General features: G+C 74.5%; 14 protein-coding genes, 1 pseudogene and 1 riboswitch. Of the genes and pseudogenes, 8 read left to right on the top strand and 7 right to left on the bottom strand.

Annotated features, from left to right (window positions below):
- Positions 1-58: 58 nt before the first annotated feature.
- The 4 genes and pseudogenes from ACLFMI_RS22715 to ACLFMI_RS22700 all read left to right on the top strand — a co-directional run.
- Entirely contained in the window at positions 59-811 is a 753-nt protein-coding gene (locus ACLFMI_RS22715; RefSeq protein WP_410949961.1) for a xylulokinase, read from the top strand.
- A 53-nt stretch (positions 812-864) separates the two neighbouring features.
- Positions 865-1722, top strand: coding sequence for a DegV family protein (locus ACLFMI_RS22710; RefSeq protein ID WP_410949960.1), 858 nt, complete (start codon positions 865-867; stop codon positions 1720-1722).
- A gap of 420 nt (positions 1723-2142) precedes the next feature.
- Entirely contained in the window at positions 2143-3057 is a 915-nt protein-coding gene (locus tag ACLFMI_RS22705; RefSeq protein ID WP_410949959.1) for a ComEA family DNA-binding protein, read from the top strand.
- 434 nt (positions 3058-3491) lie between these two features.
- Positions 3492-5288, top strand: a pseudogene (locus ACLFMI_RS22700) (ComEC/Rec2 family competence protein); the annotation flags it as partial.
- 312 nt (positions 5289-5600) lie between these two features.
- On the opposite strand, the gene thrC reads toward ACLFMI_RS22700, so the two are convergent.
- Positions 5601-6869, bottom strand: coding sequence for a threonine synthase (gene thrC, locus ACLFMI_RS22695; protein ID WP_410949958.1), 1269 nt, complete (start codon positions 6867-6869; stop codon positions 5601-5603).
- A 6-nt stretch (positions 6870-6875) separates the two neighbouring features.
- Positions 6876-7039: riboswitch (SAM riboswitch) on the bottom strand.
- A 151-nt stretch (positions 7040-7190) separates the two neighbouring features.
- Here thrC and holA point away from each other — a divergent pair.
- The gene (gene holA, locus ACLFMI_RS22690; RefSeq protein WP_410949957.1) at positions 7191-8168 is read left to right on the top strand and encodes a DNA polymerase III subunit delta; all 978 of its coding nucleotides are present in this window, start codon (positions 7191-7193) and stop codon (positions 8166-8168) included.
- A 124-nt stretch (positions 8169-8292) separates the two neighbouring features.
- Here holA and rpsT read toward each other — a convergent pair whose 3' ends face one another.
- Positions 8293-8556: a 30S ribosomal protein S20 gene (gene rpsT / locus ACLFMI_RS22685; RefSeq protein WP_410949956.1), complete on the bottom strand. Its 264-nt coding sequence runs from the start codon at positions 8554-8556 to the stop codon at positions 8293-8295.
- 344 nt (positions 8557-8900) lie between these two features.
- Between rpsT and lepA the strand changes: the two genes are divergently transcribed.
- The gene (lepA, locus tag ACLFMI_RS22680) at positions 8901-10763 is read left to right on the top strand and encodes a translation elongation factor 4 (RefSeq protein ID WP_410949955.1); all 1863 of its coding nucleotides are present in this window, start codon (positions 8901-8903) and stop codon (positions 10761-10763) included.
- A gap of 102 nt (positions 10764-10865) precedes the next feature.
- On the opposite strand, the gene ACLFMI_RS22675 is transcribed toward lepA, so the two are convergent.
- Complete coding sequence (locus ACLFMI_RS22675) at positions 10866-11294, bottom strand: MarR family winged helix-turn-helix transcriptional regulator (RefSeq protein WP_410949954.1); 429 nt, start codon at positions 11292-11294, stop codon at positions 10866-10868.
- A gap of 222 nt (positions 11295-11516) precedes the next feature.
- Positions 11517-12482, bottom strand: a complete 966-nt coding sequence (locus ACLFMI_RS22670) for a zinc-binding dehydrogenase (RefSeq protein WP_410949953.1) — start codon at positions 12480-12482, stop codon at positions 11517-11519.
- 44 nt (positions 12483-12526) lie between these two features.
- Between ACLFMI_RS22670 and ACLFMI_RS22665 the strand changes: the two genes are divergently transcribed.
- Positions 12527-12697: a hypothetical protein gene (locus tag ACLFMI_RS22665; RefSeq protein WP_410949952.1), complete on the top strand. Its 171-nt coding sequence runs from the start codon at positions 12527-12529 to the stop codon at positions 12695-12697.
- A 9-nt stretch (positions 12698-12706) separates the two neighbouring features.
- On the opposite strand, the gene ACLFMI_RS22660 is transcribed toward ACLFMI_RS22665, so the two are convergent.
- The 3 genes from ACLFMI_RS22660 to ACLFMI_RS22650 form a co-directional block, all read right to left on the bottom strand.
- Positions 12707-13564 carry an NAD-dependent protein deacetylase gene (locus tag ACLFMI_RS22660; RefSeq protein ID WP_410949951.1) on the bottom strand — a complete coding sequence of 286 codons (858 nt, stop codon included), beginning with the start codon at positions 13562-13564 and terminating at the stop codon, positions 12707-12709.
- Positions 13565-13706: 142 nt separating this feature from the next.
- Complete coding sequence (locus ACLFMI_RS22655) at positions 13707-14498, bottom strand: enoyl-CoA hydratase-related protein (protein WP_410949950.1); 792 nt, start codon at positions 14496-14498, stop codon at positions 13707-13709.
- Between the two features lie 24 nt (positions 14499-14522).
- A complete protein-coding gene (locus tag ACLFMI_RS22650) occupies positions 14523-14972 on the bottom strand; it encodes an OsmC family protein (protein ID WP_410949949.1) in 450 nt (149 codons plus the stop codon).
- 219 nt (positions 14973-15191) lie between these two features.
- Here ACLFMI_RS22650 and ACLFMI_RS22645 point away from each other — a divergent pair, with 219 nt between their 5' ends.
- Entirely contained in the window at positions 15192-16193 is a 1002-nt protein-coding gene (locus tag ACLFMI_RS22645; RefSeq protein WP_410949948.1) for an MsnO8 family LLM class oxidoreductase, read from the top strand.
- Positions 16194-16231 lie beyond the last annotated feature (38 nt).

The following is a 16231-nucleotide window of genomic DNA, read 5'->3' as shown; positions in this document are numbered from 1 at the left end:
CGGGGAGAGCACCGGTGCGGGCGGTCTGCCGTCCGGCCTGCCGGTCGCGGTGGGAACGATGGACGCCTGGTCCGCCCTGGTCGGCGGCGGGGTCGCCGGGCCGGGGGACGCGATCGACGTCGCCGGGACGTCCGAGGTGTTGGCGATGGCGGCCGAGCCGGGCGGTGGCGGCCCCGGGATCGTGACCTTCCCATCTTGGCGTGGCCTGCACGTCCACGCGGGACCGACCCAGGCCGGCGGGGACGCGCTCGCCTGGGCCTCGGCGGTGCTCGGTGTCGGGGCCGGGGAGCTGCTCGAGCTCGCGGCGACCGCGGAGCCGGGCTCCGGCGACGTGCTGTTCCTGCCGCAGCTCGCGGGGGAGCGGGCCCCGGTCTGGGACCCGACGCTGCGCGCGCACTGGCTGGGCGCGACGTTCGGAACCGGCCGCGCCGATCCGGCCCGCGCCGTGCTGGAGGGCGTCGCGCACGCGGCGCGGCACGTCCTCGGCGCCCTGGAGACGGCCGCGGGCGGGCACGCGGCGTCGCTGGCCGCGTGCGGCGGCGGGGCCGGCAGCGACCTCTGGTGCCAGATCAAGGCCGACGTCCTCGGGCGGCCGCTGCGACGCACCGCCGAGCGCGACGCCGGCGTGCTCGGTGCCGCGATGCTCGCCGGACTGGCCACCGGGGCCGGGGCGACGGTCGGGCAGCTGGCTGCGCGGATGGTGCGGGTGGAACGGGAGTTCGTCCCCGACGAACGGCTGCGTGCCCGTTACGACGAGGCGCACCAGCGTTACAGGGAGGCCCAACGGGTGCTCGGGCCGTTGTTCGCCTGACGGGGCGGTTCCGGTTCACCGGGAGGACGCACCGGGTGCCGTAGGGTCCCGGCGTGCCCAGCTCCCCGGTCGCCGTGGTCACCGACTCCACCGCCTACCTGCCGCCCGGGGCGGCCGGGAAGCGCGACGTGCACGTCGTCCCGCTGGAGGTGCGCCTCGGTGAGCGCACCGCGCGGGACGGCCTCGACGTCACCGCCGCCGAGCTGATCACGGCGCTGGCCGACCGGGACGTCGAGGTGCAGACCTCCCGGCCCGCTCCGGCCGCGTTCGCCGCCGTGTTCCGCGACCTGCTCGACGGCGGTGCCCGCGAGATCGTGTCGGTGCACCTGTCCCGGGAGCTGTCCGGGACCTGGGACGCGGCCCGGACCGCCGCGCAGGAGGTGGCCCCGGACCGGATCCGGGTCGTCGACACCCGGGCGATCGCGATGGGCCTGGGCTTCGCGGTGCTGAGCGCCTGCGACGTGGCCGCGTCCGGCGCGGACGGCGCCGCCGTGGCGGCCGCGGCGACGGCGGTGGCCGCACGCTGCCGGGTGCTGTTCGGGGTACAGGACCTGGAACGACTGCGCCGGGGCGGGCGGATCGGCGCCGCGTCCGCGCTGCTGGGGTCCGCGCTCGCGGTGAAGCCGCTGTTGCACCTGGCCGACGGGCGGATCGCGCCGCTGGAGAAGGTGCGGACCACCGCGCGGGTCGCCGAACGGCTGGTCGTGCTGGCCGAACAGGCTGCCGGCGGGCCCGGGGCCCGGCTGGCGGTACACCACCTCGGTGCCACCGACCGTGCCGAGGACCTCGCCGACCGGCTGCGGGAGCGGTTGCCGCACGCGGCCGAGGTGCACGTCGCAGAGGTCGGTGCGGTGATCGGAGCGCACGCCGGCCCAAGTCTGCTCGGCGTCGTGGTGGTGCCCGCCGGCTGACGCCTCGCCGCTACCACACCGGACCGACACCGACGGCCCGGTCGCGCCGGTCACGGCCCGTCCGTCCCCAATCCGGGAATCGGTCCCCAGCTTCCGCGGAGGCGGGGTCGACGGGCGTGCGGTGGACCTAGCGTCGAGGGCGTGACCAGGTCGGACGGTGCCCGTGACCCGGCCCGGAGGCTCGCCGGGCTGAACGGTCGCGTGCGCCGCGGGGCGGGCCTGCTGACCGCGGCGGCACCGCGCACCCCATCGCCTCCGCCGCCGCCCGCGGTGCCGCCGCGCACGCCGCGCGTGCCGGATCCACCGACCGTCCCGCTGCTGCTGCCAGGGCCGAAGCCGTCCGCGCCGTCCGGACCGGGGCGCGGACGGCCGGTGGGGTCCGGTGTGGACGGATGGTCGGGGCGGAATCCACGCCGGGCGGTGCGCCACCGTCCGGGACCGTCCGATCCCGGCGACACTCCCGATGTCGCCGTCGACGCCGACATCCCCGGCGCCTTCGCGCCGCACACCGCCGACCCCGACCCCGACCCCGACCACGGTTCCGACTACGACGCCCCGGAGCCGGGCACCCACGGGGCGCGGCCGCCCGCCTGGCGGCGGGTCGCGCTGCGCTGGCTGCCGCCGTCCCTGGCCGGTGCGCGGGTCGATCCCGGCCGCCCCGGGGCGCTGGCGCTGGTCGTCGTGGTGCTCCTCGGCTCGGTCGTCGCCGGGGTGGGGGTGTGGGCGAACCGGCCGACCGCCCAGCCGGTCACCGGCCTGCCGGCGGTCACCGCGGGCCCGGGCACCACCGGCCCGCAGGCGGCCGCACCGGTTCCGGCCGCCCCGGCGAGCGCGGGGCCGCTGGTGGTGAGCGTGGTCGGCCGGGTCGCCCGGCCCGGCCTGGTCCGGGTGCCGGACGGGTCCCGGGTCGCCGACGCCGTGGACGCCGCCGGGGGAGCGCTACCCGGGGTCGATCTCGCGGTGCTCAACCTGGCCCGGCGGCTCGGGGACGGCGAGCAGATCGCGATCGGCGTCCCGCCCGCCGCCGACGCCGCACCGGTGCTGCCCGCCCCGGGTGCCGAGCCCGCCTCCGGCAGCGACCCCGGGACCGGCGGTGCAGGGTCGGGCGGCGGTGCGGGGTCGGGCGGCGGTTCGGCGCCGGGCGCGAAGGTCGACCTCAACTCGGCCACCGTCGCCGATCTCGACGCCCTGCCGGGCATCGGGCCGGTGACCGCGGCCAAGATCCTCGACTGGCGCACCCGCAACGGCCGGTTCAGCCGGGTCGAGCAGCTCCGCGAGGTCGACGGGATCGGGGAAGGCCGGTTCGCCAAGTTGAAGGACGCGGTGAGGGTGTGAGCGCCCCGGCCCGTGATCCGCGGGACGTCCGGCGGGTGGCCGGAGCCCGGCGGAGCCCCGACCGACCGGCCCGCGCGGACCGGCGCGACCCGGTGCGTGGCCGCGCCCGCGCCGACCGGGGAGGCGAGCCGGCCGAGCGTCCCGCCCCGCCGGACCTGCGACTGGTTCCCGCGGCCCTGGCGACCTGGGCGGCGATACTGTGCGGCCTGCTGGGCGGCCCGGCCGGCGGGATCACCGCCGCGCTGCTCGCGGCCACCGCCGTACTGACCGTGTCGGTGCGGGCCCGGATCAGTGCCCGGGCCGCCGCCCCCGCCTCGACGGTGCTGGCGGCCGGCGGCTGCGCGGTCGTCGCCGCGGTGCTCGTCACCGGCCACGCGTCGGCGCTGGCCGCGAACCCGGTGCGGGCGTACGCCGAGCGCGGTGCCGCGGCCGAGATGCGTGTCGTGCTCACCGACGACCCGCGGGTGCTGCGCCCGGCCGGCGGCGGTGCGGAGGGCGGAGCGGCCCGGCAGTCGGTGCTCGTCCCTGCGCAGCTGCGTGCCGCGACCGCGGGCGACGGCCGCTGGGACACCGGCGGCGACGTCCTGCTGATCGCGCCCGCCGAGGGCTGGACCGGGCTGCTGCCCGGCCAGGAGGTCTCCGCTGCCGGCCTGCTGGCCCCCGCGCAGCGTCCGGACCTGACCGTCGCCGTGCTGCGGGTCCGCGGGCCACCGCAGGACGTCACCCCACCACCGTGGTTCCAGACCGCGGCCGGTTCACTGCGCGACGGGTTGCGGGACGCCGCCGCGGCCGCGCTGCCGGAGGCATCCGCCGGGTTGCTGCCCGGGCTGGCGATCGGCGACACCCGGGCCCAGCTGGCGGAGACCGAACAGGACTTCCGCACGGCCGGGCTCGCGCATCTGGTGGCCGTCTCCGGGGCGAACGTGGCCATCGTGACCGGCGCGGTACTGCTCCTGCTCCGGCTGTTCCGCGCCGACCCGCGGCTCGCCGCGGTCCTGGCGTTCCTCGCCCTGATCGGGTTCGTGGTGCTGGCGCGACCGTCGCCATCGGTGCTGCGGGCCGGGGTGATGGGCGCGGTCGTGCTGCTCGCGCTGGCCGCCGGGCGGGCCCGGTCGGCGGTGCCCGCACTCGCCGTCGCGGTGCTGGCGCTGCTGCTCGTGGACCCGGCGCTGGCGGTCGACGCCGGCTTCGCGCTCTCGGTCGTCGCCACCGGTGCGTTGGTGCTGCTCGGCCCCGGCTGGGTCGTGTCGCTGCGGACCCGCGGACTGCCGTCCGGTCCGGCCGAGGCCCTGGTGGTGCCGGTCGCGGCCGCCCTCGCGACGGCGCCGATCATCGCCGGGCTCAACGGCCAGGTCGGTTTGGTCACGGTGCTGGCGAACCTGCTCGCCGCGCCGGCCGTGGCGCCGGCGACCGTGCTCGGTGTGCTCGGCGCCGTGCTGTCCGCGGTGAGCCCGGACGCCGCCGCGGTCTGTGCCTGGCTGGCCGGCCCGTTCGTGCGCTGGCTGGTGCTGGTCGGGGACCGGGCGGCCGCCGTGCCCGGCGCGGCGGTGCCGTGGCCGGCCGGCACCGGCGGTGCGCTGCTGCTGACCGGCCTGCTGCTCGGGCTGCTCGCGATGAGCCGGGTGCCGCGGCTGCGGGCGCTGCTGCTCGCGGCGCTCGCCGGGTTGCTGCTGGTGCTGTTGCCGACCCGGTTCGTCACCCCGGGCTGGCCGCCACCCGGCTGGACCGTGATCGCCTGCGACGTCGGTCAGGGCGACGCGCTCGTCCTCGCCACCGGTGTCCCCGGGCAGGCGGTCCTGGTCGACACCGGGCCGACCGACGACGCCGTCGACGCCTGCCTGGACCGGCTGCGGATCCGGGAGCTCGCCCTGGTGGTGATCACCCACCTGCACGCCGACCACGACGGCGGCCTCGCCGGCGCGCTGCGCGGCCGGGCCACCGGTGGGGTCGCGGTCGGGCCGGTACGGGACCCGGCGTCCGGGCTGGGTGAGGTGGCCCGGATCGCGACGGTGGCCGGAACCGGGGTGGTCGGGCTCGCCCGCGGCAACGCGCTGGGCTGGCCGGGGCTGCGCCTGGACGTGCTGGGCCCGGTGCATCCGCCGTCGTCGGTGGACGGCGAGGACGGCACCGCGGTCAACGACGGCTCGCTGGTGCTGCGGGCCCGCACCCCGTCCGGCAGCGTGCTGCTGACCGGGGACATCGAGCTCGCCGCGCAGGACGACCTGCTCGGCTCCGGTCAGGACCTGCGGGCCGACGTGCTGAAGATGCCGCACCACGGCAGCCGCAAGGTCAGCCCGCGGTTCCTGGGCGCGGTGGCCCCGCGGGCCGCCCTGGTCAGCGTCGGCAACGGCAACACCTACCGGCACCCGAACCCCGAGCTGATCGACGGCCTCCTCCGGTCCGGGGTCGGGGTGGCGCGAACCGACCGCGGCGGGGACCTGGCGGTGACCGGCGGGGCCCCGGCGGATCTCACGCTGGTCGCCCGCGGCGACCCCCGGCCGGCGCCCGGCCGGAGCCGGCGCGCCCGGCCGGGCGGGGCGCGCTCAGCCGCGGGACGTCAGCGCGTCGCGCACGGCGGCGCTGCTGGCGGGCACGGTGGCGGTGGGACCGACCTGACCGGACACCGCGTCCAGGGTCTTGAGGCCGTCCCCGGTGATCAGCAGGACGGTCTCGGCGTCCGGGTCGAGCCGGCCGGCCTCGAGCAGCTTCTTCGCGGTCGCGACGGTCACCCCGCCGGCGGTCTCGGCGAAGACGCCCTCGGTGCGGGCCAGCAGCCGGATGCCGTCGACGACCTCATCGTCGGACACGTGCCCGACCTGGCCGCCGGTGCGGCGCACCGAGTCCAGGACGTACGGGCCGTCCGCCGGGTTCCCGATCGCGAGCGACCGGGCGATGGTGTCGGGCTTCTGCGGCTGGATCACGTCGTGTCCGGCCTCGAACGCCGACGCGACCGGGGAGCAGCCGGTGGCCTGGGCGCCGAACATCGTGTATCGGGTGGGCTCGACGAGGCCGAGGTTCCCGAGCTCGGTGAAGCCCTTGTCGACCTTCGTCAGCTGCGAACCGGAGGCGACCGGCACCACGATCTGCTCGGGCAACCGCCAGCCCAGCTGCTCGGCGACCTCGTAGCCGAGGGTCTTGGAGCCCTCGGCGTAGTACGGGCGGACGTTGACGTTCACGAACGCCCAGTCCTCGTGCTCCGCTGCCAGCTCGGTGGCCAGCCGGTTCACGTCGTCGTAGTTGCCGTCGACGGCGAGCAGGGTGCCGCCGTACACCGCGGTGGTGATGATCTTCGGCTGCTCCAGGGAGGACGGGATCAGCACCACCGAGTCCCAACCGGCCCGGGCCGCGGCGGCCGCGACGGCGTTGGCCAGGTTTCCGGTGGACGGGCAGCACAGCACCGAGAAGCCGAGCTCGCGGGCGGCGGCCAGGGCGACCGCGACCACCCGGTCCTTGAAGGAGTGGGTCGGGTTGCCGGTGTCGTCCTTCACCCACAGCTTGCGGACACCGAGCGCCTTCGCCAGGTTGTCGGCCTCGATCAGCCGGGTCAGGCCGGGCTCGGTGTTGGCGATCTGCCCGACGGTGGAGGGCACCGGCAGCAGGTCCTTGTAGCGCCAGATCGACTTCGGGCCGGCCTCGATCGCCGCCCGGGTGATCTCCGGGAACTCGTAGGCCACCTCGAGCGGCCCGAAACACCGGGGGCAGGCGAACTCCGCGGCCAGCGGGATGCGGTGCCCGCACTCCCGGCAGGCCAGGGCGCGGGCAGGGCCCAGGTCGTAGGCCGACGTGGTTTCGGGCGCAGCAGTGAGAGTCACGAGATCTCCTCATCTGTCCCGCCGGGACGGCGGGTCGGAATTGGCACCGTGTTCGTCGACGTCCTCACCGGGCTGACTGCACGTGCAGTGCACTGGTGTGGGCGGATCGTCGCTCGACGCCGGTTGCCGGGGCTTCTGCGGGCCGTTCCCTCTGCCCCTCTGGATGAGCCATGTTCGATTGTGCGTGCTCGTCCGTGTCCGACGGTGCGCCGGGCGCGGACGTCGCGGACATTACGGGATCGTCCGCGCTCCTGGCCAGCAGCCCACCGGTGCGGGGGACGTGGGCGGCCGGCTGTCGGGGGCGTGCGCCACGATGGAGGGGTGAGCAGGAGCCGTGACACCGACCCGCCCGGCCCGCTGCAGCTGGTGCTGGGTGACGAGGAGTTCCTCGCCGAGCGGGCCGTATCCGAGCTGGTCCGGCGGGCGCGGCAGCAGGACCCGGAGACCGAACTGCGTCATTTCCGCACCTCCGAGGTCGCCCCCGGAGACCTGGCGGGGCACCTGAGCCCGTCGTTGTTCGCCGAGGGCCGGGTGATCGTGCTCACGCACGCCCAGGACGCGACGAAGGACATGGTCGCCGCGATCGCCGAGTACGCGAAGGACCCGGCCGAGGGCATCGTGCTGGTGGCCCAGCACGCGGGCGGCGCCAAAGGCAAGGCGCTCGTCGACACGCTCCGCAAGGCCGGGGCCGGGGTCACCACCTGCAACCGGATCACCCGTGCCGACGAGCGGTCGGACTTCGTGCACGCCGAGGTCCGCCGCAAGGGCGGCAGCATCTCGTCCGGTGCGCTCGCCGTGCTGGTCGAGGCGGTGGGGTCGGACCTGCGAGAGCTGGCCTCCGCGGCCGGGCAGCTGGTCGCCGACACCGGCGGCAGGATCGACGAGGCCGGGGTGCGTCGCTACTACCGCGGGCGTGCCGAGTCGTCCGGCTTCGCGGTCGCCGACGCGGCTGTCGCCGGGGACCGGCGGGCCGCGATGGAGGCGTTGCGTTGGGCACTGGTGCTCGGCGTCCCGCACGTGCTCGTCGCGGACGCGCTCGCCGACGCCGTCCGCACCCTGGCCAAGGTCGGATCCGCCGGCCGCGGTGACCCGAACCGGCTCGCGGGCGAGCTGGGCATGCCGCCCTGGAAGATCCGCAAGGCGCAGGGACAGGTGCGGCAGTGGCACCCGGACCAGCTCGCCGTCGCGATCGCGGCCACCGCGCGGGTGAACGCCGACGTCAAGGGCGTCGCCGCGGACCCCGAATTCGCGCTGGAGAGGGCCGTGCTCGCCGTCCTGGACGCGCGCGGTGCCCGCTGACCGCGGAACGGTTCAGCCCGGCTCGACGCTGCGCGCGCCTCGACCCTGCACACGACGGACCCTGCACACGACGACGGCGCCACCCCGAGCGGGGCGGCGCCGTCATCGTGGTGAACCGGGTGGCTCAGGCGCTGACCTTGTTCACGTGCTTGGCCATGGCCGACTTGCGGTTCGCCGCCTGGTTCTTGTGGATGACGCCCTTGCTGGCCGCCTTGTCCAGGGCCTTCGCGGCGTCGCGCTGCAGCTCGACGGTGTTCTCGCTGCCCTGGGCGGCGGCCTCACGGAAGCGGCGGATCGCGGTCTTGACCGACGACTTCACCGACTTGTTGCGCTGCCGGCGCTTCTCGTTGGTCTTGACCCGCTTCATCTGCGACTTGATGTTGGCCACGTCTGCCCCTGGTCTTCCTGCCTGCTGGGTTCGGCTGTCTGCTCGAGTCCGGTCCGCTTCGGCGGCACCGAACGATGCTGGACTGTCCGGGACAGCCCGGCCGTTCCGGGCGAGCACGCCGAGCGCTCAGAGATCAAGGCTACCAGCGGGGTGTCGCGGCTCCGCCCGGGGTCGCGACACCCCGTCCACCGGCACCGGTGCGCCGGGACGTCCCGCCGGGCGCGCGTCCCGGTACGACGCCGGGGTCGTGCCGCTGCGGTGCCACCGCCGTGCTGCCGGGGTGGCCCCGGCGACGTGGGACGATGGTGCGGGAATCGCCGCGACCGAAAGCCGAGAAGAGCCGAGTGACGACGTACGCCGACCGCACCTTCACGCCACCGGAGCGGATCCGGAACTTCTGCATCATCGCCCACATCGACCACGGTAAGTCGACGCTGGCCGACCGGATGCTGCAGGTGACAGGGGTGCTCGAGGCTCGCGACTACCGGGCCCAGTACCTGGACCGGATGGACATCGAGCGCGAGCGCGGCATCACGATCAAGGCGCAGAACGTGCGGTTGCCGTGGCACGCGAAGGATGCCGACGGCGTCGCCACCGACCACGTCCTGCACCTCATCGACACCCCCGGCCACGTGGACTTCACCTACGAGGTGTCCCGGGCATTGGAGGCCTGCGAGGGCGCGATCCTGCTGGTCGACGCCGCGCAGGGGATCGAGGCGCAGACCCTGGCCAACCTGTACCTGGCCATGGAGAAGGACCTGCACATCATCCCGGTCCTCAACAAGATCGACCTGCCGTCGGCCGACCCGGAGCGCTACGCCGCGGAGATCGCACACATCACCGGCTGCGCGCCGGAGGACGTGCTGCGCTGCAGCGCCAAGACCGGCGAGGGCGTCGAGGCGGTGCTGGACGCCGTCGTCGCGCAGGTCCCGCCGCCGGTCGGCGAGGCCGACTCCCCGGCCCGCGCGATGATCTTCGACTCGGTCTACGACACCTACCGCGGCGTCGTCACCTACGTCCGCGTGGTGGACGGCAAGCTCTCCCCGCGAGAGAAGATCAAGATGATGTCCACCGGTGCCGAGCACGAGCTGCTCGAGATCGGGATCGTCTCGCCCGAGCCGAAGCCCTCGGTGGGGCTCGGCGTCGGCGAGGTCGGCTACCTGATCACCGGGGTGAAGGACGTCCGGCAGTCCAAGGTCGGCGACACGGTCACCTCGAAGCGCGGCGGCGCGGAACACCCGTTGACCGGGTACCGCGAGCCGCAGCCGATGGTCTACTCCGGGCTCTACCCGATCGACGGATCGCAGTATCCGGCCCTGCGTGAGGCGCTGGACAAGCTGCAGCTCAACGACGCCGCGCTCACCTACGAGCCGGAGACCTCGGCGGCGCTGGGCTTCGGCTTCCGCTGCGGCTTCCTGGGGCTGCTGCACCTCGAGATCACCCGTGACCGGCTGGAGCGCGAGTACGACCTGGACCTGATCTCGACCGCGCCGAACGTGGTCTACGACGTGACCACCGACGACGGCGCCGAGCTGCAGGTCACCAACCCCAGCGACTGGCCGGAGGGCAAGATCGCCGAGGTCCGGGAGCCGATCACCAAGATCACGATCCTGGTGCCGTCGGAGTTCGTCGGCACCGTGATGGAGCTGTGCCAGAGCCGGCGCGGCCAGCTCGGCGGGATGGACTACCTGTCCGAGTCCCGGGTCGAGCTGCGCTACACGATGCCGCTGGGTGAGATCATCTTCGACTTCTTCGACGCCTTGAAGTCGCGCACCCGCGGCTACGCCAGTCTCGACTACGAGGAGGCCGGTGACCAGGTCGCGGACCTCGTCAAGGTGGACATCCTGCTGCAGGGCGAGGCGGTGGACGCGTTCTCCGCGATCGTGCACAAGGAGTCGGCGTACGCCTACGGCACCTCGATGGCCACCAAGCTGCGCGAGCTGATCCCGCGTCAGCAGTACGAGGTGCCGATCCAGGCCGCTGTCGGCTCCCGGATCATCGCGCGGGAGACGATCCGCGCCATCCGCAAGGACGTGCTCGCCAAGTGCTACGGCGGCGACATCAGCCGTAAGCGCAAGCTGCTGGAGAAGCAGAAGGAGGGCAAGAAGCGGATGAAGACGATCGGCCGGGTGGACATCCCGCAGGAGGCCTTCGTGGCGGCGCTGTCGACCGGCGGCGGGCAGGCGACCGAGAAGCCCAAGAAGTAGCTTCCCGCACGACGAAGGGCCCGGCCTCCCGCGGAAGCGGGGGCCGGGCCCTTCGTGTCGGTGGGGGAGGTCGTCGGTGGGGGAGCGCGAGGGAGCGGGGAGCTACACGGGAGAGCCGGTGCGGGGGCCGGGGATGGGGCTGTCGTAGGCCCCGGGGCGGGTGGCCGGGGCACGCCGGGGGGTGAGGATGTGCTGGACCCGCTGGCAGACCGACTCGACCACCGTGCGGCCCTCGGCCGACAGGTGCACCAGCACCCGGCGTCGGTCCAGCGGATCCGCGGAGCGGTAGGCGAGCTTGCGCTCGACCAGGCGATCCACGATCCGGGTCGCTGTCGGGGCCGGCAGCGTCGTGTGGCCCGCGATCTCACCCATGCTGCGGCCGGTGCCGCGGGCGAGCATCAGCAGGACCCGCCACCCGTCACGACCGACGTCGGTGGCGGAGGGGTTCGCGGACAGGGCGGTGGCCACGGCGTGATCGACCCGGTCCAGGAATTCGACGACACCCGCGGCTCCAGGCGTCGGGGCGGCCATGGTGGCCGTCCCCGACGCCCTTCGACTGAAAGGCTCGGACACGATGACAGACTGTACTTGTCGTCCGGGCGAAATTTGACGGTGTCCTGCGGAAACCCGCCCCGAGCGCCGGGCGGTCGTCACTCAGCGGTGACGAACACGGCCACGACCAGCACTGATGGGGCCCGTCCACCGCCGCCCGGGTGCATCACGACTGAATCACACCCGGATATCCGTAACGAATCAGCGGGTGAGCACGATCTTACCCGCCGTCTTCCCCTCCGACATGGCGGCGAAAGCCTCGGATGCGGACTTCATGGGCTTCTCGGTCCCGATCTCCGGCTGGATCTCGGCCGTCGCGACGAACTCCATCAGGTTGGCGAGCTCGGCACGGGTGCCCATGGTCGAGCCGACCACCTGCAGCTGCAGGAAGAACAGCCGCTGCAGGTCCGCCGGGGGGTTGGGCCCGGAGGTGCTGCCGCAGATGACGATGATGCCGCCGGGCCTCAGCGCCCGCATCGAGTGCTTCCAGGTCGCCTCGCCGACCGACTCGAACACGGCGTCGACCTTGCCGGGCAGCTTCGCCCCGGACTCGAAGGTCTGGTGGGCGCCGAGCCGCTCGGCCAGCGCCCGCTTCTCGTCGTCCCGTCCGGTCACCCAGACCTGCATGCCGGCGGCCCGGCCGAGCTGGATCAGCGCGGTGGACACGCCACCGGAGGCGCCCTGGACGAGCATGGTCTGGCCGGGCGCCAGCCCGGACTTGGTGAACAGCATCCGGTACGCGGTCAGCCAGGCCGTGCCGAGCACGGCGCCCTGGGCCGGGGTGATGCCCTTCGGCGTCGGGATCGCGTTGCGTGCCGGGACGACGACCTTCTCGGCCATCGTGCCCTGGTGCTTCTCGGTGAGCAGGGTGCGCTTGGGGTCGAGGGTCTCGTCCCCGCGCCAGTCCGGGTCACCGATGATCGGGTACAGCACGACGTCGGTGCCGTCGTCGAGGGTGCCGGCGCCGTCGCAGCCCAGGATCATCGGGAACTGCTCGGGCTTGATGCCGACCCCGCGCAGGGTCCACAGGTCGTGCATGTTGAGGCTGGCGGCGGCGACGTTCACCGACACCCAGCCGTCGGGGACCTCGGGGTCGGGCCGCTCGCCCACGACGAGGGAGTCGAGCGGAGCGTCGGCGTTGGGCTCGTGGGCGTAGACAGCGAACATGGGCCCGAACCTAACGCGTGGCGTGGCGTACTACCGTGTGGAGTGTGCGCACGATCATCAACGCCTGGGACGCGTTCGAGCTGTGGCTGACCGCCCTGCCGTTCGTGTTCCAGGTCCTGTTCGTGACCGTGGTGGTGCTCCCGCTGTGCGCCGTGGTCGCGATCGGCCTGGACCGGGGCACCGAGCGGTTCGACCGGGCCCGTCCGCGGGACTGACCTCCCCCGCTACGGCCGTCCGGCCAGCGCGGCGAGGGTCTCCGAGCAACCGGCGTCCACCCGCAGGTCGGCCAGGTCGTCGCCGCGGGTCCCGCCCCGGTTCACGATCACCACCGGTACCCCGGCCTTGCGGGCGGCCCGGACGAAGCGCAGCCCGGACATCACCGCCAGCGACGAGCCGGCCACCAGCAGCGCGCCGTCGTCCTGGGTGAGCGAGCCGACCAGCGCGTAGCAGCGGGCGACCCGGTCCTTGGGCACGTTCTCGCCGAAGAACACCACGTGCGGTTTGAGCACCCCGCCGCAGCCGGTGCACGAGGCGATCCGGAACCCGTCGGTGATCTCGACGGCGGCGTCCCCGTCCGGCGCGGTCTCCACCTGGGCGCTGTGCGCCTCGGTGAAGCCGGGGTTCAGCGCGGTCAGCCGATGCGCCAGCTCCTCGCGCGGGGTGACCCGGCGACAGCCGAGGCAGACGACCTCGTCGATCCGGCCGTGCAGGTCGATCGCCGACCGGTGCCCGGCGACGGTGTGCAGCCCGTCGACGTTCTGGGTGATCAGCCCGTCCAGGTTCCCGGCCCGCTCCAGCGCGGCGAGCGCGACGTGGCCGGGGTTCGGGTCGGCCCGGCGCATCCGGGCCCAGCCGACGTGGCTGCGTGCCCAGTAGCGGCGCTGCGCCGCCGCGCCGGAGACGAACTCGGAGTAGGTCATCGGGTTGCGCGGTCGCGACCCCGGGCCGCGGTAGTCCGGGATGCCCGAGTCGGTGGACAGGCCGGCGCCGGTCAGCGCGACCAGCCGGCGGCCGGCCAGCAGCTCCAGCGCCGCGGCCGGGTCCCGGGTGGCCCCGAGCGCGGGTTCGGCGGGGGCGGTCATGCCGCCGAGGATAGGCGTGCCCGGGTGGTGCCCGCCCGGCTCCCGGCGCGCGCTGCCCCGCCGAGTGGCACCGCACGTGGCCCGACGACTGCGGTCGCACACGTGGTGTGCCGTTCGGCGGCACCGCCCCGAACGCGCCGTGTCAGTCCTGCGGCGGCACCCACGAGGGCGTGCGCTTCTCACCGAAGGCGCGGATGCCCTCCTGGCCCTCGGCCGAGGCGAAGAAGGACGCGGACAGCGAGTTCATCGCCGCGAAGTCCTCGGTCATCGACGACGTCCGTTCCCGGCGCAGCATCTCCTTCGCCCCGGCCAGCGCCCCGGGGGCGCCGCGCCGCAGCATCCCGGTGAAGCGGGCGACCTCGTCGTCCAGGGCGTCGGCCGGGACCGCGCTGTTGATCAGGCCTGTCCGGGCGGCCCGGTGCGCGTCGAAGGTCTCGCCGGTGAGGAACAGCTCGTGTGCGGCGCGGGCGCCCAGCCGGGGCAGCACGGTGACCGAGATGACCGCCGGCACCACCCCGATCCGCACCTCGGAGAACGCGAAGGTGGCGGACTCGGCCGCCACCGCGATGTCGCAGGCGGCCACGATGCCGACGCCGCCGGCCCGGGCCGGGCCGGCCAGCCGTGCGACGACCGGGGTGGGCGAGTCCCACACCGTGGTCAGGATCCGCGGCACCTCCGTGACGCCCTGCTGCTCGGCGCCCGCGCCACGGGACTCCTTGAGGTCCATCCCGGCGCAGAACACGGTGCCGGTGTGGGTCAGCACGATCACCCGCACGCCGTCGTCGGCGATCGCGGTGTCCAGGTGCGCGATCAGCTCCCGGCGCAGCTGCGCGGACAGCGCGTTGCGGTTGTGCGGGGAGTCCAGGGTGATCGTCGCGACGCCGGCGGCAACGTCGAGGTGGACGAGTTCGGGCGTGTCAGCGTTGTCAGCCACGCCCGAAACCCTAGAACGTGTGCGTCAGGCCTTCTTCCAGTTGCTCGTGATCGTCACACCGGCCTGCGCGAACAGCTGGGAGACCGGGCAGCGGCGCTCGGTCTCGCGGGCGAGCTCCTGCAGCTGCTCGTCGGTGGCGTCGCTGCGGATCACCGCGTCGATCCGCAGGTTCTGGAACGTGGTCTCGCCGTCCCGGTGGGTGCCGGTGGTCATCGTCGTCGGGTTGAAGTCCGCGGCGACGTCGAAGCGCACGTGCTCGATCGTGACGCCGAGCTCCTTGGCCACGAGCGCGCTGGTGACCTGGTTGCACGACGACAGCGACGCCAGCGTGTAGGCCAGCGGGCTCGGGTGCTCGTCCTGGCCGCCGAACGCGGGGTAGGCGTCGGTCTCGATGGTGTAGTCGGCGCCGTCGACCGCGACGGTCTGCGCGACGCCGGTGCCCTGGCCGCTCACGGCGAAGGTGACGAGAGGCATGGGTGATCTCCTGCTGTGGGGTGGTCTCGGGTGGACGGGGCGGCTCAGGAGGGCCGACAGCTCGCGCCCTGCGTCCGGGCGAGGTCGAGGTGCAGCCGCCGCACGAGATCGATCACGGGAGGAGTGAACCCCACCTGCCGGCCGTGCGCTACCGGGCGTCCGACACCCGGTCGGGTCGGGGAGGTCGACGTCGCCGGGATCGGCGACGAGGGTGGGCCGATGCCGGATCGGGTCGAGCCGCAGCAGCTGGCCATCCACGACACGTCCCCCGTCGTCGAGGGTTCCACCGCGGCGGAGAGCCTGCAGCGGTCGGTCGAGCTCGCCCGGGTCGGCGACCGGCTCGGATTCGGGCGGTACTGGGCCGCCGAGCTCCACGGGATGCGGGCCGTCGCCGGATGCGCGCCCGCGGTCCTGGCGGGGATCGTCGCGTCCCGGACGACGCGGATCCGGGTGGGCGCCGGCGGGGTGCTGCTGCCGCACCACTCGCCGCTGGTCGTCTCGGAGCAGTTCGGCACCCTGGAGGCGCTGCACCCCGGCCGGATCGACCTGGCTCTCGGACGTGGGGCTGGCGGGCCGAAGGCCGCCCGGGCGGTGGTCAGCGGCGACCGGGACGAGTCATTGCCGGCGTTCTCCGCGCAGGTCGACCGCCTGTGTGCCTACTTCCGCAGCGAGGCGGTCGAGACCGTGCGCTCGACGCCCGGTTTCGGCAACGAACCCCAGCTCTGGCTGCTCGGCGGCAGCGCCGGGAGCGCCCGCCTCGCGGCGGAGAAGCGCCTGCCCTACGCCTTCGGCGGCTTCTACAACCGGGACCCGACGGCGCCGGCGGCGGTCGAGGACTATCGCGGGCCGGCCGGCCGGGAGGGGTGGTCGCCCCGTCTCGGGATCTGGGTGGGCGTCATCGCCGCCGATACCGCCGACGAGGCCGAGTACGTGGCCGGGCCGCACCGGCTGAAGGCGGTGAGCAAGAAGGTCTGGGGGCGCACGATCCGGCTGCCGAGTGCGGCCGCGGCCGCGGAGTACCGGGCCACCGGCCCGGACGAGACGGCGGCGTATCACCGGGCGACCGAGGGGTACGTCATCGGGGACGGGGCCGACGTGCGACGCCGGCTGGCCGAGCTCCGGGAGTCCACCGGCGCCGACGAGCTGATCGTCCGGACCCCGGCCTCCGACCACGCCGCGAGACTCCGCTCGTTCCGCCTGCTCGTCGGTGACGACCGGTGACGACCGGTGACGACCGACGGCGTCCGCTGCGCGGCCGG

The organism is Pseudonocardia nantongensis, assembly GCF_046546495.1.
In the GTDB taxonomy this organism is placed as follows: Bacteria; Actinomycetota; Actinomycetes; order Mycobacteriales; family Pseudonocardiaceae; genus Pseudonocardia; species Pseudonocardia nantongensis.
Note: the sequence above shows the minus strand (reverse complement) of the source record. Positions and strands in the feature narration are given on the sequence as shown.